We start from the raw sequence: 24,802 nt of genomic DNA on the forward strand, positions 1-24,802 counted from the left end.
CGGCTCAGCTTCAGACACCGCGTCGCCCCCACCTGGCGCTCGCTGACACGATCGCCTGTCCTCCCCGCCGGCCTTCGCCGACGGGGAGGTGAAGGATCAGCCCGCGATCTGGCCGAAGTCCGCGACCTGGCCCATGACGTCGCGGACCTGGCCCAGCAGTTTGAGGCGGTTGTCGCGTTCGGCGGGGATGTCGGAGTTGACCAGGACGGCCTCGAAGAAGACGTCCACCGGGGTGCGCAGACGCGCCAGGGCGGTCATGGCGGCGGCGAAATCCTCGGTCTCGAGCGCGGCTTCGACGGCGGTGCGGGCGGCGCCGACGGCGAAGGCCAGGACGGTCTCGGGCTCAGGCTGGTTCGGCAGGCCGGTCTGGACCATGCCGGTCGGCAGCGGACCCTTCTTTTCCTCGGCGCGCAGGATGTTGGAGGCGCGCTTGTAGCCGGCCAGCAGATTGGTCCCGTCGTCGGTGGCGAGGAAGGCGGCCAGGGCCTCGACCCGACGCACGATGCGGACGAGGTCGTCGTCACCCAAGGCGAAGACTGCATCCACGAGGTCGTGACGCTGGCCTTGGTCGCGCAAAAGCACTTTTAGGCGATCGAGCATGAATGGTCGAACATCTAAGGCGGCCACCCGAAGCTTCGCCTTAAGCCGGCCAGCAAACTCGTCAGCTCGACGGTGCCCATCGGCGTCGTTAGTCCAACGTTCCAGAACAAGACCGGCCTGCTCTACCGTAACGCCTTGGCTGCGGGTGTGACTGTCACTGACCTGCCGCGCATCTCCAATCGTAATGGCGATTTCTTGGGCAGAAACAATGCGAATGATCTGTTCGGCTAAACGTTCAGCATGATCCTCGATAAGGGAATGCAGATCCAACTTTAGACCGGCCGCTATCGCAGGTCGCTCGAACCCCAGGGCCGCTCTCCGCAGGGCAAACGGATCCTTCGACCCCGTGGGCTTTTCGTCGATGGCGAAGAAGCCGACCAGAGTGTCCAGCTTGTCGGCCAGGGCGACGGCGACCGTGACCGGGGCGGTCGGGACCGTGTCGGCAGGCCCTTGCGGCTTGTAGTGGTCGCGGACGGCGTCGGCGATGGCGTCGGAATGGCCGGCGAGACGGGCGTAATAGCCGCCCATGATCCCCTGCAGTTCCGGGAATTCGCTGACCATTCCCGACAGCAGGTCGGCCTTAGACAGGCGGGCGGCCATCTCGGCTTCATCCGCGTCGGCGCCGACCAGGGGCGCGATCTCGCGGGCAAGCGCCGCGATGCGCTCGACGCGCTCGGCCAGAGTCCCCAGTTTGGCGTGGAAGGTGACGCCGGACAGCTTGGCGTTCCAGGCGTCGAAGCCGACCTTCTGGTCCTCGTCCCAGAAGAAGCGGGCGTCGTTCAGGCGGGCGGACAGGACGCGGCTGTTGCCGGCGGCCAGGGCCTTGCCGCCGTCGGTCGCCTCGACATTGGCGACGACGAGGAAGTTGGGGGCCAGGCCTTCCTTCGAGGGATCGCGGACGGCGAAATATTTCTGGTGCACCTTCATCGACAGGCGCACGACCTCGGGCGGCAGGGCCAGGAACTGCGGGTCCATGTCGCCCAGGATCGGGGTCGGCCATTCGGCCAGCCCCGCCACCTCGTCGAGCAGACCGTCGTCATCGACCAGGACCAGGCCCTTGGCGGCGCAGGCGGCCTTGGCCTGATCCAGGATGCGCAGCTTGCGGTCGGCCACGTCCAGCAGGACGAAATTCTGTTCCAGCTGGGTGCGATAGTCGACGAAGTCGCTGACCTTCAGCAACTGGCCCGAGCCCATGAAACGGTGGCCCTCGGTGATCGCGTCGGACGGGATGCCGTCGATCTCGAACGGGACCACCTTGCCGTCGAACAGGCACAGGATGCGCTTGATCGGACGGACCCAGCGCAATGTGCCGGAACCCCAGCGCATCGACTTGGGCCAGGGGAAGGTGCGGATGACCTGGTCCACCGTCTCGGCGACCAGATCGGTGGTCGCCCGGCCCTTGGACGACAGGACGGCGAACAGGACGCCGTCACGCTCGGTCAGTTGATCGCGGGTCAGGCCGGTCTTGCGCAGGAAGCCTTCCAGCGCCTGTTCCGGGGCCGAGGCGCGCGGGCCCTTGACCTCTTCCTCGCGGTCGGGCGTGGCGGCGGGCAGGCCGTCGATGACCAGGGTCAGGCGGCGCGGCCCGGCGTAGGTCGTCAGCGCGTCCCAGGTCAGGCCGGCGGCCTTCAGCCGGTCGGAGACCATGCGGTCGAGGTCGCGCGCGGCGCCCTGCTGCATGCGGGCGGGGATTTCTTCGGAGAAGATTTCGAGAAGGAGTTGGGGCATCAGGCGGTTTTCCGCTCTTGTTCAACGTAAGCGAGGGCGCAGGCTTTGCAGAGTTCGCGGATGCGGCCGATGTAGCTCTGGCGCTCGGCGACGGCGATGGCGCCGCGGGCGTCCATCAGGTTGAACAGGTGGCTGGCCTTCAGCACCTGGTCATAGGCCGGCAGGACCAGGGGCTGGTCTTGCGGGCCGCGCATGTCCAGCAGGCGCGAGACCTCGGCCACCATATCCTCGAACCGGCGCTTCAGCCCGTCCACGTCATAGCCGTGGAAATTGGCTTCCGACTGCTGGCGCTCGTTCTCCAGGAAAACCTCGCCATAGGTCAGGCCTTCCTTGGTGAACTTCAGATCATAGACGTTGTCCACGCCCTGGACATACATGGCCAGACGCTCCAGCCCGTAGGTCAGCTCGCCCGAGACCACATCGACCTCGATGCCGCCGACGCCCTGGAAATAGGTGAACTGCGTCACCTCCATCCCGTCGCACCAGACCTCCCAGCCCAGGCCCCAGGCCCCCACGGTCGGGTTCTCCCAGTCGTCCTCGACGAAGCGGATGTCGTGCAGTTTCGGATCGATCCCGATCGCCGCCAGCGAGCCGAGATACAGTTCCTGAAGATTGTCCGGGTTCGGTTTTAGTATCACCTGGTATTGGTAATAGTGTTGGAGACGGTTCGGGTTTTCGCCATAGCGGCCGTCGCCGGGGCGGCGGCTGGGCTGGACATAGGCGGCCTTCCACGGCTTTGAGCCGAGCGCGCGCAGGACGGTGGCGGGGTGGAGCGTGCCGGCCCCGACCTCGATGTCATAGGGCTGAAGAATGGCGCAGCCCTGCTCGCCCCAATAGCGGTGCAGGGTCAGGATCAGATCCTGGAAGGCGAGCGGCTCGGTCGAGGTGGTCAAATCGGGCTCGGGAGGGGCTGGAAAAAGGACGGCGGACCATAGGGCCCGGCGCCGCGCGCTTCAACACGCGCTGGGGATTTATGGCTCAGGTGGCGGCGAGCCGGGTCGCGGCGACCCAGGCGGCCGGATGGGCGGCGGACAGAGCGGCGGCGGCGGCGGTCGCGTCCGCGCTGGACCGGCACAGGCCGAAGACGGTGGCGCCCGAGCCGGACATCCGCGCCAGGGCCACGCCGGGCGTCGCCCCCACCGCACGAACCGCCTCGGCTATGGCGGGCGTCAGGGCCTCGGCGGGGGGCTGAAGATCGTTGCGCAGGCCGGCCAGCCAGTCGATGACGGCCGCTGGGCTCCAGTCGACGGGCGGCGCAGGCCGGTCGGCGGCGCGGGGCGGGCCGGCGTCATAGGCGCGGTAGACGGCCCCCGTGGGCGACGGAACGCCCGGATTGAACAGCACGGCCCACAGCGGCGGCAGGCGCGGCTCGTCGGTCAGGACGTCGCCCCGCCCCTCGGCCCAGGCGGTGCGCATCCGCAGGCACATGGGGCCGTCGGCGCCGATCACCCCCGCCACGGTCTCCAGGGCCGCATCGTCGAGGTCCAGACCCAGGGCCTGACGCGCCAGCTTCAGCGCCGCCCCCGCGTCCGACGAGCCGCCGCCCAGGCCGGCCGCGATGGGCAGGCGCTTGTCCAGCGTGACCTTCAGCAGCGGTTCGCCTGCGCCGCTCGCCTCGCCCACGGTGCGAAGGGCGCGCAGGATCAGATTGTCGGGCTCGGCCGCCAGGCCTGCGCCGAACGGGCCGGTCACGGTCAGCGACAGCCGCGCCGCCGGTTCGACCGTCACCCGGTCGCCGACATCGGCGAAGGCGACCAGGCTGGACAGCGGATGATAGCCGTCGGCGTCCACCGGGCCGACGTGCAGGAACAGATTGATCTTGGCCGGAGCCAGGGCCGTGAGCGCGGACATGAGGCCTAGTGCGACCCGCCGGTCGCGGGCGCCGCGTCGTCCAGGCCGTGGGCGATCTTGCGCTCGACCTCGGCCTTGCGTTCGGGCTCGGGGTCCAGGCTCAGGACGCGGTTCCACAGCCAGACCGCCTCGCGCTGGCGGCCCACCCGCCAATAGGCGTCGCCCAGGTGGTCGTTGATCTCGGGATTGGCGGGCTCCTTGTCGACCGCCTCCTCCAGGGTGACGACGGCGGTGTCGAAATAGCCCTGTTTGAACTGGGCCCAGCCCAGGGAGTCCTGGATGTTGCCGTTCTCGGGCTCCATGGCGTAGGCCTGGGCCAGAAGGCCCGCGCCCTGATCGACGCGCAGCCCCTTGTCCACCCAGAGATAGCCTAGATAGTTCAGGGTGTTGGCGTTGTTCGGATCGGCCAGATGCGCGGCCCACAGCTCGGCCTCGGCCTCGGGGATGCGGTCCAGGGATTCCAGGGCGGCGCCGCGCAGGAAATGGATCTGGGCGCCCTGGGTCGCCGTGTTCAGCAGCGGGCCGCTCAACAGGGCCAGGGCCGCCTCATACTGCTCCAGCTGCATCAGCTGGCTGGCCATGACCAGGGCGATACGGGGATCGTCAGGCTCGGCGGCCGCGGCGGCGCGCAGCTCGGTCAGGGCGGCCTGCGACTGTCCGTCCTCTTCCAGGTTCAGCGCCAGCTGGGCGCGGGCGTTGGCGTACAGCACCGGATCCTCAGGACCGACGCGCGACAGGGCGGTGCGGGCGGCGGCCTTCAGCCCGACCCGGTCCAGCACCTGGGCCAGCTGGATCTGGGTGGCGGCGTCTTCTTTCAGGTTCAGGGCCAGGCGCAGATAGACCACCGCGAACTCATTGCCGCGCTCGGCCACCGCCTGGGCCGCCGCCGTGGTCAGGGCCTGGGCCGCGCCCTGGCGGACGTCGGGCGCCGCCGGCGCGCGACCGCCGGCCTGAAGCCGCGCCAGGGCGCGGGCGGTGGCCAGGTCGACCTGCTGGCCCTGCACGGCCGCCTGATAGACGGCCAGAGCCTCGTCCCGCTTGCCGCGTCGCTCCAGGAACTCGCCATAGGGGCGGTGGAACAGGGCGCCGATGGTCGGCATGTCGGACAGGGCCTTCAACTCGCTTTCGGCCTCGGCATAGTCGCGGCGCTTCTCCAGCAGCAGGGCGCGGTTCTGGCGGGCGAAGGCCAGGGTCAGGGCGTCACCCTGGGTCGGGGGCGCGGCCAGGGCGCGGGTCCAGTCGCCGGCGGCGGCCGCGATCCAGGGCGCAACCATCAGGCCGGCGCGGCTGTGCGGCGCGGCGATGGGCCGGGCGACCAGGGCGGCGTTGGCGGCGCGGGCGTCGCCATGGACGAAGGTCTGGACGGCCGAGATCAGCCGGCCGATCTCGATGAAGGCGGGCGCGGCGTCGGCGGTCGGCGCCAGTCGGCCCGCCACGTCCAGATCGCCGCTGAGCAGGGCCGAGGTGAAGGCCTGTTCGCGCACGCGGGGCTGTTCGGGCGTCAGGGCCGCGGCCTGGGCCAGCCAATCGGCGCCCTTGGCCCCCTCGCCCGTCATCAGGGCCAGTTTGCCGGCCAGGTACAGGCCATAGGCGCTGCGGCCCTGGGCGTTCAGCGGGACCGGCGCCCAGACCTCGGGAATGGCGGGCTCGGCCGGGTCGTCGGCGATGACGATATGGGGCGGGACATCGCCCTCGGGCGTCTGGGGCGCGCCGTCTTCCGGTTCGTCCTCGAACGGCGCGGCCTCCTGAACCTGGTCCGGTTCAAGTATGACGGCGGGCGGATGGGTGTCGGACGGATTGGCGGGCGCCGAAGCGGGGCCCATGTCCTGCGCCGCCGCCCCCTGGGCCAGGGCCAGGGCGAGAACGGTCAGGGAGGCGGCGAGCAGGCGCGAACGGGAGGCGATCATGCCGCGACCCTTCACGGTTTCCCCTGCACCCGCAAGAGGACAGATGGTTGCTCCCCCACTCCGCTCATCCCGGCTTTCGCCGGGATGAGCGGGTGAAGAGGTTCCTCACATGTTCGGATAGTTCGGACCGCCGCCGCCTTCGGGCGTGGTCCAGACGATGTTCTGCGACGGATCCTTGATGTCGCAGGTTTTGCAGTGGACGCAGTTCTGGGCGTTGATGACAAAGCGCGGATCGGTCTTGGCGACCTCGTCCGCATAGACGACCTCATAGACGCCCGCCGGACAATAAAGCCGCGCCGGCTCGCCGTATTTCGGCAGGTTGACCTGGATCGGCTTGGACGGGTCCAGCAGCTTCAGGTGGGCCGGCTGGTCCTCGGCGTGGTTGGTGTTGGAGATGAAGACGGACGACAGCTTGTCGAACGACAGCTTCCCGTCCGGCTTGGGATAGGCGATGGGCTTGTGCTTGACCGCCAGTTCGGTCGAGGCGGCGTCGGTCTTGTCGTGCTTCAGCGTCGGGATCGGCGACCAGCCGCCCAGCAGGGTGCGGCACCACATGTCGAACATGCCCAGCGCCCCGCCCAGGGTGGTGCCGAACTTCGACAGCAGGGGCTTGGCGTTCCTGACCAGGGACAGCTCCTTGTGGACCCAGCTCTTTTCGAAGGCGGTCTGGTATTCGACCAGTTCATCGCCGCCACGCCCGGCCTGGACCGCGTCATAGGCGGCGTCGGCGGCCAGCATGCCGGTCTTCATCGCATTATGGGTGCCCTTGATCCGGGGCACGTTCACGAAGCCGGCCGAGCAGCCGATCAGGACGCCGCCGGGGAAGCTGAGCTTCGGAATCGACTGCAACCCGCCCTCGGTGATCGCCCGGGCTCCGTAGGAGATGCGCGTGCCGCCTTCCAGATGCGGGGCGATGGACGGGTGGTGCTTGAAGCGCTGGAATTCGTCGAACGGCGACAGGAAGGGGTTCTTGTAGTTCAGGTGGACGACGTAGCCGATGGCCACGTAGCGGTCGCCGAAATGGTACATGAAACTGCCGCCGCCGGTGTGCTCGTCCAGCGGCCAGCCGGTGGTGTGCTGGGCCAGGCCGGGCTGGTGCTGTTCGGCGGGCACCTGCCACAGCTCCTTCAGGCCGATGCCGTATTTCTGGGGCGACTTGCCGTCCTGGAGCTTGTGTTTGGCGATGATGGTCTTGGCCAGGGAGCCGCGCACGCCCTCGGCGATGAAGACATATTTGCCGTGCAGTTCGATGCCCGGCTGGAAGTCTCCGGTCGGCTTGCCCTCGCGGTCGATGCCGAAGACGCCGGCGACGACGCCCTTCACCCGGCCCGTCTCTTCTTCCCAGACGACGTGGCTGGCGGCCATGCCGGGATAGACCTCGACACCCAGGGCCTCGGCCTGTTCACCCAGCCAGCGGGACACATTGCCCAGCGAGGCGATGTAGCAGCCGTGGTTGTGCATGAAGGGCGGCAGCAGGGGCATGGGAAGGGCGGCCGAACCCTGCGGGCCCAACAGCAGGAACCTGTCCTTGGTGACCGGGGTCTCCAGCGGGGCGCCGCGGTCCTTCCAGTCAGGGAAGAGTTCGTTCAACGCCTTGGGATCGATCACGGCGCCCGACAGGATGTGGCCGCCGACCTCGGCGCCCTTTTCCAGCACGGCGACGCTGATGTCCTTGCCGTCCTTTTCCGCCCGCTGTTTCAGGCGAATGGCCGCCGACAGGCCGGCCGGGCCGCCGCCGACGATGACGACGTCATACTCCATCACCTCGCGCTCGACGCCCTGCAGCGCCTCCAGCGGCGGCAGATTGTCGATGATCGCTTCCTGGCGGGCGTTCTCTGCGCCGCCCTCGATGGCTTCTTCGGCCATGTCTTCCCCTGAAATCCTGCTTGTTCGTGTGGTTATGCCGTTTATCGGAAGGTGACGCGAGGGCGGTCAAGGCTTATCGGTGTGCTGAGACATGAACGCGCAACCTCACGAGATCGCTGCAATCGAAAGCCTGCTCGCCTTCTGGCGGGATGCGGGGGTGGACGCCTGCTATGGCGATGCGCCGGTCGATCACACCCATCTGGCCCCGCCCCCCGCGCTGAAGGCGGTGCAGAAGGCCACCGCCTCGGTCGTCATGCCCCTGGCCGGACCCAGCGCCCAGGACGCCCTGGCCGAGGCGCGGCGTCTGGCGACGGGGGCCGCGACCCTGCAGGATCTGGCGGCGGCGGTGGCGGCGTTCGAGGGCTGTCCCCTGCGCGGCATGGGGGCCAGCCAGTCGGTGTTCGGGCGGGGCGATCCCAACGCCCCCGTCATGGTCATCGGCGAAGGCCCCGGCGCGGACGAGGACCGGCTGGGCCAGCCCTTCGTGGGCCGGGCCGGCAAGCTGCTGGACCGGATGCTGGCGGCGGCGGGCCTGACCGACAAGGTCTTCATCACCAACACCGTCTTCTGGCGCCCGCCCGGCAACCGCACCCCAACCCCGCAGGAACAGGCCGTGTGCGCCCCGTTCGTCGAACGCGCCTTCGCCCTGCTGCAGCCCAAGGCGGTCCTGTTGCTGGGCGCGGCGGCGGCCAAGTCGGTGCTGCAGACCGAAGATGGGATCATGAAGATGCGCGGCCAGTGGCGGGAGTGGCGGCTGGCTGAAGGGGGCATGTCCGCCCCCGCCCTGCCGACCCTGCACCCCGCCTTCCTGCTGCGTCAGCCCCAGGCCAAACGGCAGGTCTGGGCCGATCTTCTCGCACTTGCAGCAAAACTGGACGGCTCAGGTTGAGGTTAGCGCCGCTTTAAGGCATGCTGGTCGTTTGACGACCAACGCCAAACGATCCCCGCCTGACGAGAACGGGCAGGGTGACGCCAACGGGGCCGCCGCCTATGAATATGTTCCGCCGGGCAAGTCTTGCCACGACGCTGGTTTTTGCGCTCGCAGCGTCAGGCTCAGCCTTGGCGGAGACGCCTTTTGACGGAATGTCCGGCGCCGCTTCCGGTTCCGTCCGCCCGACGGCTCTGAGTTCGGCCGACCGCCTGTCCTACACCACCGCCTTCGACGCCCTGCGGCGCGGCGACATCGAGGCCGCCCGCGCCTCGGCCCGCCAGGCTCAGGACCGGGTCCTGCTGGGCCAGGTCGAGTTCGAAAGCCTGTTCCACCCCGATCACGTCGCCACCTATGACGAACTGACGGCCTGGCTTGAAACCTATTCCGACCTGCCCTGCGCCGACCGGGTCTATACCCTGGCCCTGCGCCGCCGGCCCGACGGGGCGCCCGAACCGGTCAAACCCGGCGGTCTTCTGGGTCGGACCTGGAACAGCGTCGTTTCCGCCGTCTCGGGCGGCCCGGCCGTCGATCCGATGAAGGCGGCGCGCATCGCCTATAACAATGACGACCTGACCGGCGCCTCGGCGCTGGGACGCGAAATCGGCGACTGGTGGACGGTCGGGCTGGCGGAATGGCGGCTGGGTCAGTTCCACGAATCCTTCGCCGCCTTCGAACGGGTCGCCAATGATCCGACCGAAGACCCCTGGGTCCGCGCCGGCGCCGCCTACTGGACCGCGCGCGCCGCCTCGCAGTCGGGCCGGCAGGACCGGGTCAACGACTATCTGCGCCTGGCCGGACAGTGGCCGGCCACCTTCTACGGCCAGATCGCCCTGCGTCAGCTGGGCGAGGAGCCGACCATCGAGAACATGGGGCCGCGCGCCTACCAGACGGAACCGCGCCTGCAACGCGCCGCCTATGTGCCCCAGGGCGCGCGGGTCGAGACCGGCGAACTGGAAGCCTTTGTCCAGACCGACGCCCGCGCCAAACGCACCGTCGCCTATTATGAAGTGGGTCGCCGCAGCGAAGGCGAAACCGAATTGCGTTCGGGCCTGCGCACCGCCGTGGGCGACGCCGCACGGATGTGGACGGCTCTGGCGCGCGTCATGATGTCGAGCAATGGGGGCGACGCAACTCGGATCGACGCGATGCGCTTCCCCATGCCCGTGCTGGAGCCGGAGGGCGGCTTCGTCATCGAGAAGGCGCTCGTCTACGCCCTGGCGCGCAAGGAGACCGACTTCAATCCGGACGCCCGGTCCAGCGCCGGCGCCTATGGGCTGATGCAGGTGATGCCGACGACGGCGGCGGAGATGACCGGGGACCGGACCTTCGTCACCGATCCGTCCAAACTGCTGGTTCCCGCGACCAACATGCGGCTGGGCCAGGCCTATATCAACCGGATGCTCCAGCTGCCGGCCTTCCAGGGCGACCTGCTGCGGGCCGTGGCCTCGTACAACGCCGGACCGGGACCGATGCTGACGGCGGTGCGCAAGCTGGGGCCGGACGCCGATCCCCTGCTGCTGATCGAGACGATCGACGTGCCCCAGGCGCGCGACTACGTGGAAAAGGTCGTGGCCAGCTACTGGATCTATCAGCGGATGTTCGGCGGACCGCTGAACACCCTGGACGCCGTGGCCTCGGGCGCGAAACTGGTTCCGGTCTCGCTGGACTATGTGCCGCCCGCGCCGGTCGCCGAACCCGTACTGGTCGCCCAGGCGGCCACCGTCGGCGGCGGTCGATAGGGTTCAGAACAGGGCGGTGAGCAACATCGCCCAGAAGGCGGCGCCGACGACGGCGGCCAGCACATAGGCCATGACGGGATTGAGCGGGCGGGCCTGAACCGGGACCTCCGCCCCCTGTTTCGCCACGACTAAGCGGGTCGGCATCGGTCTTTCTCCCCGGCGAGACGCGCGATCCGCGTTCGCATCCGGGATAACGACGTCGCCTTAACACCCGGTGCGAAAGCTTGGTTTCCCGGCTTTTAAGTCAGAGCCTCCGTCTCCCACAGACGGAAGTCCGGGTGAGCCAGCAGGCTCTGGACATAGGCGGAGGCGACGCCGTCGTCGCCGTGGTCGGCCAGATCGATCTGGAAATGGCGGACACGCGCCGCGACCGGAGTGAAGAAGGCGTCGGCGATCGACCAGTCGCCGAACAGCCAAGGACCGTCCGCGCCGAACCGGCCCCGCATCTGCCGAAACAGGGCGACGATCCGCGCCAGATCCCGGTCCAGCGCCGGGTCGGACGGGGTCTCGAACCGGGAGTCGCCGACCATCGGCCGGTTGGGCCCCGTGCCGCAGAAGGTCCGAAGGGCGGAAAAGCCGGAATGCATCTCGGCCGTCGCCGACCGGGCCAGGGCGCGGACAACGGGATCGGCAGGCCACATTCGCGCCTGCGGATAATGCTCGGCCGCCCATTCGCCGATGGCCAGGGTGTCCCAGATCATCTCGCCGTCCACCCGCAGCACGGGCACGAATCCGGACGGGGAGACCTCCCGCAGCGCCGCCTTCTGCGCCTCGGTCTCGTAGCGCACGTCGATGACGCCGAAGTCCGCGCCGGTGCGCTTCAGGATCAGCCAGCCGCGCAGCGACCAGGTCGAATAGGTCCGGGGGCCGATGATCAGTTCCATGTCGCGTCCTTCGCTCGATTCGCAGGCGGTGTTCGATGGGATGGCGTTTTGCCCTATCCGGCGAATTTATGCATCCGGCCTGACCCGCCAGAAAGCCCGGCCGTATATACGGAGCGCCGACACTGGACCGACGCATGCGCCACCCGCGCCGTTGCGTTGAAACGTGCCGGATTCTAAGGCTGCACAACGATGAACGGGATTTTCTAGATGCGCGTCGCAATGATCGGCACAGGCTATGTGGGCCTGGTGTCTGGAGCCTGTTTCGCCGACTTCGGCCATGTCGTGACCTGCATCGACAAGGACCCGTCGAAGATCGAACGGCTGGAGCGGGGCGAGATCCCGATCTTCGAACCCGGCCTGGACGATCTGGTGGCCGCCAACGTCAAGGAAGGCCGGCTGTTCTTCACGCTGGAGGGCGCCGAGGCCATCCGCAACGCCGACGCGGTCTTCATCGCCGTCGGCACCCCGACCCGCCGCGGCGACGGCCATGCGGACCTGAGCTATGTCTATGCGGCGGCCGAGGAGATCGCCGGCCTGATCGACGGCTTCACCGTCGTGGTGACCAAGTCCACGGTGCCGGTCGGCACCGGCGACGAGGTCGAGGCCATCATCCGCCGGGTCAATCCGAACGCCGACTTCGCCGTCGTGTCCAATCCGGAGTTCCTGCGCGAAGGCGCCGCCATCGGCGACTTCAAACGCCCCGACCGCGTCGTGATCGGCGTCAACGACGGCGAGACGGCGCCGCGCGCCAAAGAGGTGATGAGCGAGCTCTATCGTCCGCTGAACCTGAACGAGAGCCCCCTGCTGTTCGTCGGCCGACGCACGTCCGAGCTGATCAAATATGCGGCCAACGCCTTCCTGGCGATGAAGATCACCTTCATCAACGAGATGGCGGACCTGTGCGAGGCCGTGGGCGCCGATGTGCAGCAGGTCGCGCGCGGCATCGGCCTGGACAAGCGGATCGGGTCCAAATTCCTGCACGCCGGCCCCGGCTACGGCGGCTCCTGCTTCCCCAAGGACACCATCGCCCTGGTCCGCACGGCCCAGCAGTACGGCGCGCCGGTGCGGCTGATCGAGACCACGGTCGAGGTGAACGACGCGCGCAAGAAGGCCATGGCCGGCAGGGTCGAGACGACCCTGGGCGCCAGCGTCACGGGCAAGACCATCGCCCTGCTGGGCCTGACCTTCAAGCCCAACACCGACGATATGCGCGACGCCCCGTCGCTGGACATCGCCCCGGCCCTGATCGCCGCCGGCGCCCGGGTTCAGGCCTTCGACCCCGAAGGCATGCATGAAGCCGGCAAGCTGCTGCCGGGCGTGTCCATGAAGACCAACGCCTATGACGCCGTCGAAGGCGCCGACGCGGTGGTCATCATCACCGAATGGGACCAGTTCCGCGCTCTGGACCTGGACCGGATCAAGCTGCTGATGAACCAGCCCGTGCTGGTGGATCTGCGGAACGTCTATCGCCCCGAGGACATGCTGAAGCGCGGCTTCAGATATTCCGGCATCGGACGCGCCTGATGGCGGCGCCGATCCTGGTCACCGGCGCGGCCGGCTTCATCGGCATGCACACGGCCGAACGGTTGCTGAATCGCGGCGAGACCGTGATCGGGGTCGATAATTTCAACGACTACTACGACCCGGCCCTGAAGGAGGCCCGCGCCGCCCGGCTGGAGGCCCGCGAGGGCTTCACCATGATCCGGGCCGACATCGCCGACCATGAACAGATGCTGGCCCTGGTGCGGGAGGCCGGCGTGGAGCGGATCGTCCACCTGGCCGCCCAGGCCGGGGTTCGCTATTCGATCGAGAACCCCTTCGCCTATGAGCGGTCCAACCTGGCGGGCCATCTGTCGATGCTGGAGGCCGCGCGCCACAACGGCGTGAAACACCTGGTCTACGCCTCGTCCAGTTCGGTCTATGGCGACCGGCCGCTGGAAGGTTCGGGCTTTCGGGAAGACGATCCGACGACAGATCCCGTGTCCCTGTACGCCGCCACCAAACGGTCGTGCGAACTGCTGAGCCAGAGCTACGCCAAACTGTACGGTTTCCCCCAGTCGGGCCTGCGCTTCTTCACCGTCTATGGCCCCTGGGGCCGGCCCGACATGGCCTATTTCAGCTTCACGCGGAAGATCGCGCACGGCGAGGCGATCGAGGTCTATGGCGAAGGCAAGATGGCGCGCGACTTCACCTATATCGACGACATCGTCGACGGCATCGTGGGCGTGCTGGACCATCCGCCGGCGCAGGGGGGGCACGAGATCTACAACATCGGCGACAGTTCGCCCGTCGGTCTGATGGAGATGATCACCACCCTGGAAGGCGCCCTGGGCGCCGAGGCGGAGAAGATCATGCGGCCTATGCAGCCTGGCGACGTCACGGCCACCTATGCCAATATCGACAAGCTGAACGCCCTGACGGGGTACAGACCCAAGGTCACCCTGGCCGAGGGCCTGCCGCACTTCGTCAAATGGTGGCGGGGATATGAGAACGGGTGAGCCCCCTCGCCGCCCCGATCAGATACTGAAATCCTCGGTCGAGAAACGGCCGTCGAGCCAGCCGACGATGCGTTCGGCCGCGTCTTCGGGGGACATGGTGGTGGTGTCGACGGTGATTTCGGGGGCCTCGGGGGCTTCGTAGGGGCTGTCGATGCCGGTGAAGTTCTTCAGTTCGCCGGCGCGGGCCTTCTTATACAGGCCCTTGACGTCGCGCTGCTCGGCGACGGCCAGCGGGGTGTCGACATAGACCTCGACAAACTCGCCCGGCCCCAGCAGGTCGCGCGCCAGGCGGCGCTCGGCGCGGAAGGGGGAGATGAAGCTGACCAGGACGATCAGGCCGGCGTCCACCATCAGTTTCGACACCTCGGCGACGCGGCGGATGTTCTCGACCCGGTCCTCCTCGGTGAAGCCCAGATCGCGGTTCAGGCCGTGGCGGACATTGTCGCCGTCCAGCAGATAGGTGTGGCGGCCGTCGGCGTAGAGACGCTTTTCAACCAAGTCGGCGATGGTGGATTTGCCGGCGCCCGACAGGCCGGTCAGCCAGACGACGCGACCCCTTTGGTTCTTGATCGTGGCGCGCGCGGCCTTGTCCACCGACAGGGCCTGCCAGTGGATGTTATGGGCGCGGCGCAGGGCGAAGTTCAGCAGGCCGGCCCCGACCGTGCGGTTCGTGATTCGGTCGATCAGGATGAAGCCGCCCAGATCCTTGTTCTCGGCATAGGGGGCGAAGGCGACGGGAGCGTCCAGCGACAGGTTGCAGACGCCGATCTCGTTCAGCTCCAGCCGTTTGGCCGGCTGCTGCTCCAGGGTGTTGACGTTCACCTTGTGCTTGGGCTCGGTGATGGTGGCGCCCACCAGCTTGGCGCCGATCTTCAGTAGATAGGGGCGGCCCGGCAGCAGGGGCTCGTCGTCCATCCAGACCACGGTGGCCTCGAACTGGTCGGCGGCCTCGGGCGGGGCGTCGGCCGAGGCTAGGACGTCACCGCGCGAGACGTCGATCTCGTCGGCCAGCGTCAGGGTGATCGACTGGCCGGCAACGGCCTGGGCCAGATCGCCGTCGGCGGTGACGATGCGGGCGACAGTCGAGGTCTTGCCCGACGGCAGGACACGGACGGGATCGCCGGGGCGCACGGTCCCGGCGGCGATCTGGCCGGAGAAGCCACGGAAGTCGAGATCAGGGCGGTTGACCCATTGCACCGGCAGGCGGAACGGGTCGGCCTGAAGATCGTCGCCGACTTCCAGCGTTTCCAGCAGGCCCATCAGCGGCGGGCCGGCGTACCAGGGCGAATGGGCGCTGGCTTCGGTGATATTGTCGCCGCGCAGGGCGGACATGGGGATAGCGTCGAAGGCCTGAAGCCCGATCTGGCCAGCGAAGGCGCGGAAGTCGGCGACGATGGTGTCGAAGACGTCCTGGGACCAGCCCATCAGGTCCATCTTGTTCACCGCCAGGATCACATGGCGAATGCCCAGCAGGCTGACCAGATAGGCGTGGCGACGGGTCTGGGTCAGGACGCCGCGACGCGCGTCGATCAGGATGACGGCGGCATCGGCGGTCGAGGCGCCCGTGACCATATTGCGGGTATATTGTTCGTGGCCCGGCGTGTCGGCGACGATGAATTTGCGCTTTTCGGTCGAGAAGAAGCGATAGGCCACGTCGATGGTGATGCCCTGCTCCCGCTCGGCGGCGAGGCCATCGACCAGCAGGGCGAAGTCGATGTCTCCCCCTTGCGTGCCCACGCGGCGGCTGTCGGCCTCCAGCGCCGCCATCTGATCCTCGAAGATCATCTTGGAGTCGTAGAGCAGCCGGCCGATCAGGGTGGACTTGCCGTCGTCCACGCTGCCGCAGGTGATGAAACGCAGCAGGCTCTTGTGCTGGTGGGCGTCCAGATAGGCGTCGATGTCGCGGGCGATCAGGTCGGACTGGTGGGCCATCAGAAATAGCCCTCCTGCTTCTTCTTCTCCATCGAAGCGGACTGGTCGTGGTCGATCATCCGGCCCTGGCGTTCGGAGGTGGTGGTCAGCAGCATTTCCTGGATGACCTCGGGCAGGGTTGCAGCCGTACTCTCGACCGCCCCGGTCAGGGGGTAGCAGCCCAGGGTGCGGAACCGGACCGACTTCATCTGCGGCGTCTCGCCGGGACGCAGCCGGAACCGGTCGTCATCGACCATGATCAGGGCGCCGTCGCGTTCGACCACCGGCCGCTGCGCCGCCAGATACAGGGGCACGATGGGGATCTGCTCCAAGTGGATGTATTGCCAGACATCCAGCTCGGTCCAGTTGGAGATGGGGAAGACGCGGATGCTCTCGCCCGGCCGTTTGCGCGTGTTGTAGAGCCGCCAGAGCTCGGGCCGCTGGTTCTTGGGGTCCCAGCGGTGCTCAGCCGTGCGGAAGGAGAATATCCGCTCCTTGGCCCGCGACTTCTCCTCGTCGCGGCGAGCGCCGCCGAAGGCGGCGTCGAAACCGTGTAGCGTCAGGGCCTGTTTCAGCCCCTCGGTCTTCCACAGGTCCGTGTGCAGGGCCGAGCCGTGGTCGAACGGATTGATCCCGCGCGCGACGGCTTCGGGGTTCTGATGGACCAGAAGCTCCACCCCCAGGTCGGCCGCCGCCTGTTCGCGCATCGCGTACATGGCGCGGAACTTCCACGTCGTATCGACGTGCAGCAGGGGAAAGGGCGGCGTGGAGGGATAGAAGGCTTTGCGCGCCAGGTGCAGCATCACCGCCGAATCCTTGCCGATCGAATACAGCATGACCGGGCGCTCGGCCTCGGCCGCCACCTCGCGCATGATGTGGATGCTCTCGGCTTCCAGGCGCTGAAGATGGGTCAGCCGCTCGGGACTGGACGTCGGCGCGGACGGGGTCGGGGTTTCGGTCAGAATAGCGGCGTCCACCAGGTCAGGTCTCCATCGAACGCTGACGTGAAACGTCAGTGTGCGACGGGTCGCAAGCGATTGATACTGCCACCCGCTGTGAGATTTTCGGATCCGACGTCGGGGGCGTGAGCCGCTCTGGTGGAACCGGGCCGCATGTAGGCGACTTTATGGCGTCGAATTGGAGTCGCAATGCCCATAGTCAAATCCCTGATCGCCGCCGTCGTCGCCTCGGCCGCGCTGGCGGCTTGCGTCACAGCCCCCTCCCCCGCCGAATACCGTGCGCCCCAGCCGATCAAGGCCGTCGACGTGGATCGTCTGTGGTCCGGGCGCTGGCATGAGGTCGCCCGCCTGCCCGACCGGCTGACCGACGGCTGCGTCGCCGGCGCTTCGATCTACACTCCGGTCAAGGCAGATCGTATCCATGTGCGCGACACCTGTCAGGTCGGCTCGCCCGAGGGCAAGGAAAAGGCCATCGAGGGGGGCGGCCGGATTCTGGATCCCGGCATGAACGCCAAGCTGCGGGTCCGGTACCTGCATGGGCTGGTGACCTGGGACTACTGGGTGCTGGACCGGGCGGACGACTACAGCTGGTTCATTTCGGCGGACCCGACCTTCGAGCGGCTGTTCATCTACACCCGTGAGGTTCCCAGTGAGGCGGAGGTGCGCGCCTTGACGGATCGGGCGCGGGCCCTGGGTTATGACGTCAGTCGGCTGGAGTTTCCCGCCCTGCCCACGCGGTAAACTGACAGCAAAAGGCCCCGGGCTTCGCCGGGGCCTTCTTATTGATGAGGGGATCAGTTGACCGGAGCGACCGATACAGTCGGGGGCGGCTGTATCTGAACCGTAGCCGGAGCGGACGCGGCAGGGCTGGCCGCAGTGTTCAAGTCCGCCGTCGCAGCACTGTAGGGACGCGGTCCGGTTGGCGCGGCTGGCGTATCGACACTCGGCGCCGGTCGTTGTGCGGTCGCCTCCGACGAAGCCGCCCGGCGCGATGGGGCCGTAGCACGATGGGGTTCTGAGGCAGGCTCGGCCTGGAGCGTCGGCTCGACGGGAACGGGTTGGGCGACCGGCGTCTCAGCCGGCGAAAACGCGCTCGGCGCGGTCTGCATCTGCGGCGCCGGGGTCGCAAGCGGCTGGGCTGAAGACGCCGGCGCGGCCGGCTCGTCGCCGCCCATCATCAGGGCCGCCGCCGTGCCGATCACCGCCAGCGCGCCGATCGGGGCGATGATCATCCAGGTCTTGACGGATTTGTTGCTTCGGCCGCGACGCTGGGCATAGCGCGGCACGAAGACGTCGTCGGATGAACGTCCCGTCGCATCGACGGCGGTGGTATTGGTCGTGGCGTCTGCATAAGTCATCGACATGATGTGTCCTCCATGAGATCGGAAGGAAAACACGCCGTTCTTCGAGGTCGTTCCGGCAAACCGCCAATGACCTTGAAGAAGCACGGATATGGCCTCGTCTGAGGCGAAATCAGATCTTTTACGGGTTGGGAAAGATCGAATAAGGCGGAAAATGCGCGTTTCCGCTCTGGATTTCCCCGACGTCACCGAAACAAATGGGACACGGCTCTGTCTGATCGCGATGGTTTCTAAGGCGTTTGCTCGCCTCGCGGTTGACCGAACAGGCTCCCTTCGTTCATCACGAGCGCGGGTGGAACACGCAAAGACCGGAGTAACGGCGAGCATGGGTTTTGTAGCCAATATCCGCAGGGACGTGCGCTTCGCGCGCGGCCTGTTCCGTCTGCTCAAGCGTATCAAGCCGATCGAGCTGGATAGCGACATTCTGCTGTGCGACGACTTTGAAGAAGCCGTCGACAAGTTCGCCGACAATGTCGCCGTCGAGGACGAGCGCCGCAGCCTGACTTATCGCGACCTGGACGCCATGGCCAACCGCTATGCGCACTGGGCCAAGGGTCGCGGCCTGAACCGGGGCGACACCATCGCCCTGATGATGACCAATCGCGTCGAATATCTGGCGGCCTGGATCGGCTTCTCCAAGGTCGGCATCGCCACTGCCCTGATCAACACGAATCTGACGGGCCAGGGCCTGGCCCACTGCCTGACCATCTCCAACGCCTTCCAGGTGGTGGCGGACGAGGATTGCTGGCGCCAGGTCGAGGCGACCCGCCCCCTGGTCGGCCACACCCTGATGCTGTGGGTCCTGGGCCTGGGCGACGAGGACGAATCCAGCGACCGACGCGGCCTGGACAAGCCGGTGCGCGGCGCCTCCTCGGTGCGGCCGTCCCGGTCGGTGCGCGAAGGCCTGACCAACCGCGACACGGCCCTGTATATCTACACCTCCGGCACCACCGGCCTGCCCAAGGCGGCCCGCATTCCGCATTCGCGCGCCCGGACCTATATGCGCGCCTTCGCCGGCGCCACCCGTTCGACGCCCAAGGACCGGATATTCAACGTCCTGCCGCTGTATCACTCGACCGGCGGCCTGGTCGGCGTCGGCGCGGCCCTGCTGAACGGGGCGCGCCTGGTGATCCGCAAGCGGTTCTCTGCCAGCAGCTTCTGGCCCGACGTGGTGGCGTCCGGCGCCACCATGTTCGTCTATATCGGCGAGTTGTGCCGCTATCTGGTGAACAGCACGCCCCAGGCCTACGAGCAGAAGCACAAGCTGCGTCTGGCCTTCGGCAACGGACTGCGCGCCGACGTCTGGCCCGAATTCCAGAGCCGGTTCAATATTCCCGAGGTGCTGGAGTTCTACGGCTCGACCGAGGGCAATGTCTCCCTGTTCAACTTCGACGGCAAACAGGGCGCGATCGGCCGTGTGCCCAGCTATCTGAAGAAACAGATCAACATCCGCCTGGTCCAGTTCGACGTGGACAGCGAACAGCCGATCCGCGGCCCGGACGGCCTGTGCCGCCTGACCCGCGTCGGCGAGATCGGTGAGGCCATAGGCGAGATCGGCAACGACATCCGCCATGACTTCTCGGGCTATGCCGACAAGGCCGCCTCGCAGAAGAAGATCCTGACCGACGTCTTCAAGAAGGGCGACCGCTGGTTCCGCACCGGCGACCTGATGAAACAGGACGCCGAGGGCTATTTCTACTTCGTCGACCGGATGGGCGACACCTTCCGCTGGAAGGGCGAGAACGTCTCGACCTCCGAGGTCGAGCAGGTGCTGATGGAAGGCCCCGGCGTGTCCGAGGCCATCGTCTACGGCGTCCCCGTGCCCGGCCAGGACGGCAAGGCCGGGATGGCCGCCCTGGTGACGGACGCCAAGTTCGACCCCAAGGCCTTCGCCGAACACGTCGAGGGCCGCCTGCCCGCCTACGCCCAGCCGGTCTTCGTGCGGCTGATCGAAGCGGCCGAGACGACCGGCACCTTCAAATACCGCAAAGCCGACCTGGTGGCCGACGGGTTCGATCCGGAAAAGACCGGGGCGGCCCTGTATGTGCGCGGCGGCAAGACCGGCTATCAGAAGCTGACGGCGGCGGCGCGGACGGCCATTCTGAACGGTGAAGGCCGGCTGTGACATTGTAAGACGGCGTTTCCCGAAACGCCGTCTTAATCAATAACGGTCATCACTTGACGCCTCTCGCGTCAGGATACCGCGTCTCCATGTTCCAGATCATCGGCATCGTACTGCTGTTCGGCCTCGTGTTCGGCAGCTACGCCATCTCGGGCGGCAAGTTCGAGGTCATCATGCACGCCGCGCCCCACGAACTGATGGCGATCGGCGGCGCGGGCATCGCGGCCTTCCTGATCTCCAACTCCATGACGGTGATCAAGGGTTCGTTGGCGGGTCTGGGCAAGACCTTCGCCGGACCGAAATGGAAGAAGCAGGATTACAAGGACCTGCTGTCCCTACTGTTCCAGCTGACCAAGACCATGAAATCCAAGGGCGTCGTCGCCCTGGAAAGCCATATCGAAAAGCCCAAGGAATCGACCATCTTCCAGAAGTACCCCAAGGTGCTGAAGGACCATTTCGCCGTCGACTTCATCTGCGACACGCTCCGGATGATGACGATGAATCTGGAGGATCCGCACCAGGTCGAGGACGCGATGGAGAAACAACTCGAAAAGCATCATCACGAGCATCTCGACAACGCCCACGCCTTGCAGAACCTGGCGGACGCCCTGCCCGCACTGGGCATCGTCGCGGCCGTGCTGGGCGTCATCAAGACCATGGGCTCGATCACCGAGCCGCCGGAAATCCTGGGCGGCATGATCGGCGGCGCCCTGGTCGGCACCTTCATGGGCGTGTTCATGGCCTATGGCCTGGTCGGCCCGTTCGCGGCGCGCCTGACCTCGATCATCAATGAGGAAGCAGCCTACTACAAGATGATCCAGTCCGTGCTGATCGCCCACCTGCACGGCAACGCCGCCCAGATCTCGGTCGAGATCGGCCGCGGCGACATTCCCTCCGCCTCCCAGCCGTCCTTCGCAGAAATGGAAGAAGTGCTGAACAATATCGGCAACGACTGAGGTCGAGCGCGCCGGAACGTCCGGCCGCGCGACGAGTTTCAGACGCGGCATGACGCCGCCGTGATCCCGGCTTGCCCCGAGGTTCACGGCGGCGTTATCGTTTCCAGCGAGGCTTTCGGCCTCGCGAACAGCCTTCGGAGGATTGTCCCATGCGCATCACCGCCCTTATCGCCGCCTCGGCCGCCGCCCTGATCATCGCCGGGTGCCAGAAGGCGCCGGAAGAAAAGGCTCAGGAAGCCGCCAGCGACGCGGTCGAAGCGGCCGGAACCGCCGCCGACGCCGCCCTGACCGCCGACCAGGCCGCTGCGGAAGCCGCCGCCGCCGCCAATGAAGCCGCTCAGGACGCCGGCGCCGCCACCGCCTCCGCACCGTCCCCCGAAGGCGCGCCCGCAGCGACCGATCCAGCGGCCGGGCAAGCCGCCGCCCCGGCGACCGACCACGGATCGGCCCAGGCCGCCGGCCACGACACCGGCCACTGAGTCTTCCCGCTCTCCGCGACAGGGCCGCTCCGCCGGGGGCGGCCCTTTTTCGTATCGGCGGTGGAGGTGCTAGAGCCGCGTCATGACGACCGACGACACCGCCCCGCACCTGACCTGGACCGATGACGACGAACCACGCTCCGGCCGGTTCGGCGACGTCTATTTCTCACGCGACGACGGTCTGGCCGAGACCCGCGCTGTCTTCCTGGAAGGCTGCGGCCTGCCGGACGCCTGGGCCGGGCGACGCCATTTCACCGTGGCCGAGTTGGGGTTCGGCACCGGGCTGAACATCGCCGCCCTGCTGGACCTGTGGCGCCGCACCCGGCCCGAGAACGGGCGGCTGCACATCTTCTCCGTCGAGGGGTTTCCCCTGACCGCCGACGAGGCGCGCCGCGCCCTGGGCGCCTGGCCCGACCTGGCGGAGGCGGCCCTGGCCCTGATCGAGGCCTGGCCGGAGCGGACCCCGGGCTTTCACCGGGTCGATCTGCCGGGGTTCCACGCGGTGCTGGACGTCGCCGTCGGCGACGTCGACTGGGCCCTGGACCAGTGGTCGGGATCGGCCGACGCCTGGTTCCTGGACGGTTTCTCGCCGGCCCTGAACCCCGGCATGTGGTCCGAAACGGTGATGGACCGGATCGCCGCCCGGTCGGCCCCCGGCGCGCGAGTCGCCACCTTCACGGTCGCCGGCGCGGTTCGACGCGGCCTGTCGGAACGCGGCTTCGTGGTCGAGAAGAAACCCGGCCACGGTCGCAAGCGGGAACGGCTGGAGGCGCGGCGGGACGGCGCCCCGACGCCCGACCTGACCCCGCGCGTCGCCATTGTCGGCGCCGGGGTCGCCGGAGCCGCCGTGGCCCGCGCCCTGGTCGCGTCAGGGATCGTGCCCGTTGTGATCGAGGGCGTGCGGCCCGGCGCGGGCGGATCTGGCTTTCCGGCCGGACTGGCGACGCCACGCCTCGACGCCGGGGACGCGGCCATCGCCGGCCTGTACGCCCAGGCGCTGGAACGGGCGCGGCATCTGTATGACGCCACCCCTGGCGCCGTACTGGGCCAGGGCGTCCTGCAACTGCCCCAGGCGGCGCGCGATCCGGCCCGATTCGCCAAGATCGCCGCCCAACCCCTGTGGCGCGACGGGGCCATGTCCGTGATCGACGCCGAGGCCGCCGCAGACCGCCTGGGCGAGCGGACCGCCGTGGGCGGGCTGATGATGGCCGACGCCCGCGTGATCCAGGCCGCCGCCATCCTGTCGGCGTGGCTGAAGGCCGTGCCGCTGGTCGCCGCGACCGTGGCCCGAATCGAGCGCGACGACGACGGCTGGACCCTGCGCGACGCCCAGGGCGGGATCCTGGCTCAGGCGGACGCGGTGGTGGTGACGGCCGGCTGGGGAACGGCCGGACTGCTGACGGACGCCGACCTGTCGCCCGTCCGGGGCCAGGCCGACTGGGTCGAGGGTCCGGCGATCCCTGGCGTGGCTTGGGGCGGCTATGTCGCGCCGACCGGAACGGGCGTCCTGTTCGGGGCCACCCATGACCGCGACGATGTGAACCCGGAGCCGCGCGACGCCGACAGCGCCCGGAACCTGGACACGCTGCGCACACGCCTGCCGCATCTGGCCGCCCAGGCGGAGGCCGGCGTCCGCCATCGCCGGGTCGCCATCCGGGCCACGACACGCGACCGGCTGCCGCTGGCGGGTCGTCGAGCGGACGGGCTTTATCTGCTGTCGGGTCTGGGTTCACGCGGCTTCTGCGTGGCGCCCTTGCTGGGCGAACATGTCGCCGCCCTGATCGCCGGTACGCCATCGCCGCTTCCTGCAACGCTTTTTGGACGGATTGATCCTGACCGTCCGGGGCCGGCTTGATCACTCTTCAGGCTGTGTTCATGTGCGGCGTCCCTCCCTGTTCCTGACCCCGCAATGGAGACTTCGATGCGTATCCTGCTGACCGCCGCGCTCGCCGCCTCGACGGTGGCGGCCCTGGGCCTTTCCGCCTGCGCGCCCGCCGCCACCACGGCCGTCGCCGCCGCCGCAGATGGTGAAAACACCACCGCCCGCTGCTTCCGCACCGACAATGTCCGCAACTTCCGCGCCGATCGCCAATCCAACCTCTACATCCGGTCGCTGCGCAACGATGTGTTCCAGATCAACACCAGCGGCGGCTGCTGGGATCTGGATTCGGCCCTGTCCATCGCCGTGACGCCGACCCTCGGCGGATCCGACACCGTCTGCGTCGGCGATCCGGTCCAGATCATCGTGCCGAACGCCGATCCGGGTCGCCGCACCTGCCGGGCCTTCGTCGCCAAGTCGCTGACCGCCGAAGAGGTGGCCGCCCTGCCGGATCGCGCCAGACCCTGATCCGCTGCCGTCGCGGGGGCGGCTTGAAATTGGGCGATCACGGGTATCAAATCCTCTTCTTCACGGGAGGAAGACATGCGCGGAATCGCCAAATTGACCTTTGCCACACTGACCGTTGTCGGCGTCGCGGCCCTGACGGCGGCGACGCCCGCCGCAGCCGAGACCTGGACCCGTTTCTCGGCCAGCGACCGGACCGTCTATCTGATCGATCAGGACACCCTGACGCCGGTCGACGGCGTCGCCACGGCCCGCTTCGCCCGCGTTCCAGCACACGGCGACGCGGCCGACCAGAGCCATGAGGTCGAGGAGTTGGCGGTCCGCTGCTCGGACGGCCAGTCCCGCACCGTCGCAACCGTCGTCCACGGCCCGGACGGCGCGGAAGCAGAACGGATCGCCGAAGACGCCCCGTGGGACGCCACCCCCTCCGGCGGCGTGTACGGCGCCCTCAAGTCTTTCGCCTGCGACGGCATGCGACCCCAGGGCGCGCCCTGGCCGACCATCGCCGCCTTCATCGCGGGCGGGCGCGGGAGCTAGGCGCCCCGCTGTGCTGGTGGCCGTAGCTGCGGGGCCGCAGCCTCCAATGATTGGGCCTTACACCCAGGCACACTTCTATAAACGCTAACTTTTCGCGGCATGATACGCTACAAACGTAGCGTGGTTAGA

General features: G+C 67.9%; 21 protein-coding genes. 11 read left to right on the plus strand and 10 right to left on the minus strand.

What is annotated here, in order from left to right:
* Window positions 1-96: 96 nt before the first annotated feature.
* The 5 genes from glyS to GGR11_RS13900 all read right to left on the minus strand — a co-directional run bounded on the left by glyS (window position 97) and on the right by GGR11_RS13900 (window position 7,847).
* The gene (glyS, locus tag GGR11_RS13880) at window positions 97-2,328 is read right to left on the minus strand and encodes a glycine--tRNA ligase subunit beta (RefSeq protein WP_183197924.1); all 2,232 of its coding nucleotides are present in this window, start codon (window positions 2,326-2,328) and stop codon (window positions 97-99) included.
* Window positions 2,328-3,221 carry a glycine--tRNA ligase subunit alpha gene (locus GGR11_RS13885; RefSeq protein WP_183197926.1) on the minus strand — a complete coding sequence of 298 codons (894 nt, stop codon included), beginning with the start codon at window positions 3,219-3,221 and terminating at the stop codon, window positions 2,328-2,330. The genes glyS and GGR11_RS13885 overlap by 1 nt, the downstream gene beginning before the upstream one ends.
* An 85-nt stretch (window positions 3,222-3,306) precedes the next feature.
* Window positions 3,307-4,179 (minus strand): 4-(cytidine 5'-diphospho)-2-C-methyl-D-erythritol kinase, encoded by an 873-nt coding sequence (locus GGR11_RS13890; RefSeq protein WP_183197928.1) that lies wholly within the window; start codon window positions 4,177-4,179, stop codon window positions 3,307-3,309.
* A 5-nt stretch (window positions 4,180-4,184) separates the two neighbouring features.
* On the minus strand, window positions 4,185-6,086 hold the full coding sequence (locus tag GGR11_RS13895; protein ID WP_183197930.1) for a tetratricopeptide repeat protein: 1,902 nt from the start codon (window positions 6,084-6,086) through the stop codon (window positions 4,185-4,187).
* Between the two features lie 105 nt (window positions 6,087-6,191).
* Window positions 6,192-7,847 carry an electron transfer flavoprotein-ubiquinone oxidoreductase gene (locus GGR11_RS13900; RefSeq protein WP_183198477.1) on the minus strand — a complete coding sequence of 552 codons (1,656 nt, stop codon included), beginning with the start codon at window positions 7,845-7,847 and terminating at the stop codon, window positions 6,192-6,194.
* A gap of 196 nt (window positions 7,848-8,043) precedes the next feature.
* Between GGR11_RS13900 and GGR11_RS13905 the strand changes: the two genes are divergently transcribed.
* Complete coding sequence (locus GGR11_RS13905; protein WP_183197932.1) at window positions 8,044-8,841, plus strand: uracil-DNA glycosylase; 798 nt, start codon at window positions 8,044-8,046, stop codon at window positions 8,839-8,841.
* A gap of 170 nt (window positions 8,842-9,011) precedes the next feature.
* Window positions 9,012-10,622, plus strand: coding sequence for a lytic transglycosylase domain-containing protein (locus tag GGR11_RS13910; RefSeq protein WP_246331901.1), 1,611 nt, complete (start codon window positions 9,012-9,014; stop codon window positions 10,620-10,622).
* A gap of 3 nt (window positions 10,623-10,625) precedes the next feature.
* Here the strand turns inward: GGR11_RS13910 and GGR11_RS13915 are convergent, their stop codons facing one another.
* On the minus strand, window positions 10,626-10,766 hold the full coding sequence (locus tag GGR11_RS13915; RefSeq protein WP_154725362.1) for a hypothetical protein: 141 nt from the start codon (window positions 10,764-10,766) through the stop codon (window positions 10,626-10,628).
* Between the two features lie 95 nt (window positions 10,767-10,861).
* The gene (locus tag GGR11_RS13920) at window positions 10,862-11,506 is read right to left on the minus strand and encodes a glutathione S-transferase (RefSeq protein ID WP_183197937.1); all 645 of its coding nucleotides are present in this window, start codon (window positions 11,504-11,506) and stop codon (window positions 10,862-10,864) included.
* A gap of 207 nt (window positions 11,507-11,713) precedes the next feature.
* On the opposite strand from GGR11_RS13920, the gene GGR11_RS13925 reads away from it, so the two are divergent.
* A complete protein-coding gene (locus GGR11_RS13925) occupies window positions 11,714-13,030 on the plus strand; it encodes a UDP-glucose dehydrogenase family protein (protein WP_183197939.1) in 1,317 nt (438 codons plus the stop codon).
* Window positions 13,027-14,004, plus strand: a complete 978-nt coding sequence (locus GGR11_RS13930) for an SDR family NAD(P)-dependent oxidoreductase (protein WP_183198479.1) — start codon at window positions 13,027-13,029, stop codon at window positions 14,002-14,004. Before GGR11_RS13925 ends, GGR11_RS13930 begins: the two co-directional genes overlap by 4 nt.
* 18 nt (window positions 14,005-14,022) lie before the next feature.
* Here GGR11_RS13930 and cysN read toward each other — a convergent pair whose 3' ends face one another.
* On the minus strand, window positions 14,023-15,936 hold the full coding sequence (gene cysN, locus GGR11_RS13935; protein WP_183197941.1) for a sulfate adenylyltransferase subunit CysN: 1,914 nt from the start codon (window positions 15,934-15,936) through the stop codon (window positions 14,023-14,025).
* Entirely contained in the window at window positions 15,936-16,892 is a 957-nt protein-coding gene (gene cysD, locus GGR11_RS13940) for a sulfate adenylyltransferase subunit CysD (RefSeq protein WP_183197943.1), read from the minus strand. The genes cysN and cysD overlap by 1 nt, the downstream gene beginning before the upstream one ends.
* A 171-nt stretch (window positions 16,893-17,063) precedes the next feature.
* Between cysD and GGR11_RS13945 the strand changes: the two genes are divergently transcribed.
* Window positions 17,064-17,615, plus strand: coding sequence for a lipocalin family protein (locus GGR11_RS13945; RefSeq protein ID WP_183197945.1), 552 nt, complete (start codon window positions 17,064-17,066; stop codon window positions 17,613-17,615).
* 53 nt (window positions 17,616-17,668) lie between these two features.
* Here GGR11_RS13945 and GGR11_RS13950 read toward each other — a convergent pair whose 3' ends face one another.
* Window positions 17,669-18,238, minus strand: a complete 570-nt coding sequence (locus GGR11_RS13950) for a hypothetical protein (RefSeq protein ID WP_183197947.1) — start codon at window positions 18,236-18,238, stop codon at window positions 17,669-17,671.
* A 220-nt stretch (window positions 18,239-18,458) separates the two neighbouring features.
* Here GGR11_RS13950 and GGR11_RS13955 point away from each other — a divergent pair, with 220 nt between their 5' ends.
* The 6 genes from GGR11_RS13955 to GGR11_RS13980 all read left to right on the plus strand — a co-directional run bounded on the left by GGR11_RS13955 (window position 18,459) and on the right by GGR11_RS13980 (window position 24,673).
* On the plus strand, window positions 18,459-20,360 hold the full coding sequence (locus GGR11_RS13955; RefSeq protein ID WP_281380251.1) for a long-chain-acyl-CoA synthetase: 1,902 nt from the start codon (window positions 18,459-18,461) through the stop codon (window positions 20,358-20,360).
* Between the two features lie 86 nt (window positions 20,361-20,446).
* Complete coding sequence (motA, locus tag GGR11_RS13960) at window positions 20,447-21,313, plus strand: flagellar motor stator protein MotA (protein ID WP_183197950.1); 867 nt, start codon at window positions 20,447-20,449, stop codon at window positions 21,311-21,313.
* 149 nt (window positions 21,314-21,462) lie between these two features.
* Window positions 21,463-21,792 carry a hypothetical protein gene (locus GGR11_RS13965; protein ID WP_183197952.1) on the plus strand — a complete coding sequence of 110 codons (330 nt, stop codon included), beginning with the start codon at window positions 21,463-21,465 and terminating at the stop codon, window positions 21,790-21,792.
* An 82-nt stretch (window positions 21,793-21,874) separates the two neighbouring features.
* On the plus strand, window positions 21,875-23,647 hold the full coding sequence (mnmC2, locus tag GGR11_RS13970) for a tRNA (5-methylaminomethyl-2-thiouridine)(34)-methyltransferase MnmC2 (protein ID WP_183197954.1): 1,773 nt from the start codon (window positions 21,875-21,877) through the stop codon (window positions 23,645-23,647).
* Window positions 23,648-23,713: 66 nt separating this feature from the next.
* Entirely contained in the window at window positions 23,714-24,139 is a 426-nt protein-coding gene (locus tag GGR11_RS13975; protein ID WP_183197956.1) for a DUF6491 family protein, read from the plus strand.
* A gap of 93 nt (window positions 24,140-24,232) precedes the next feature.
* Entirely contained in the window at window positions 24,233-24,673 is a 441-nt protein-coding gene (locus tag GGR11_RS13980) for a hypothetical protein (RefSeq protein ID WP_246331902.1), read from the plus strand.
* Window positions 24,674-24,802: the final 129 nt, after the last annotated feature.

It is taken from the genome of Brevundimonas mediterranea (genome assembly GCF_014196125.1).
In the GTDB taxonomy this organism is placed as follows: Bacteria; Pseudomonadota; Alphaproteobacteria; order Caulobacterales; family Caulobacteraceae; genus Brevundimonas; species Brevundimonas mediterranea.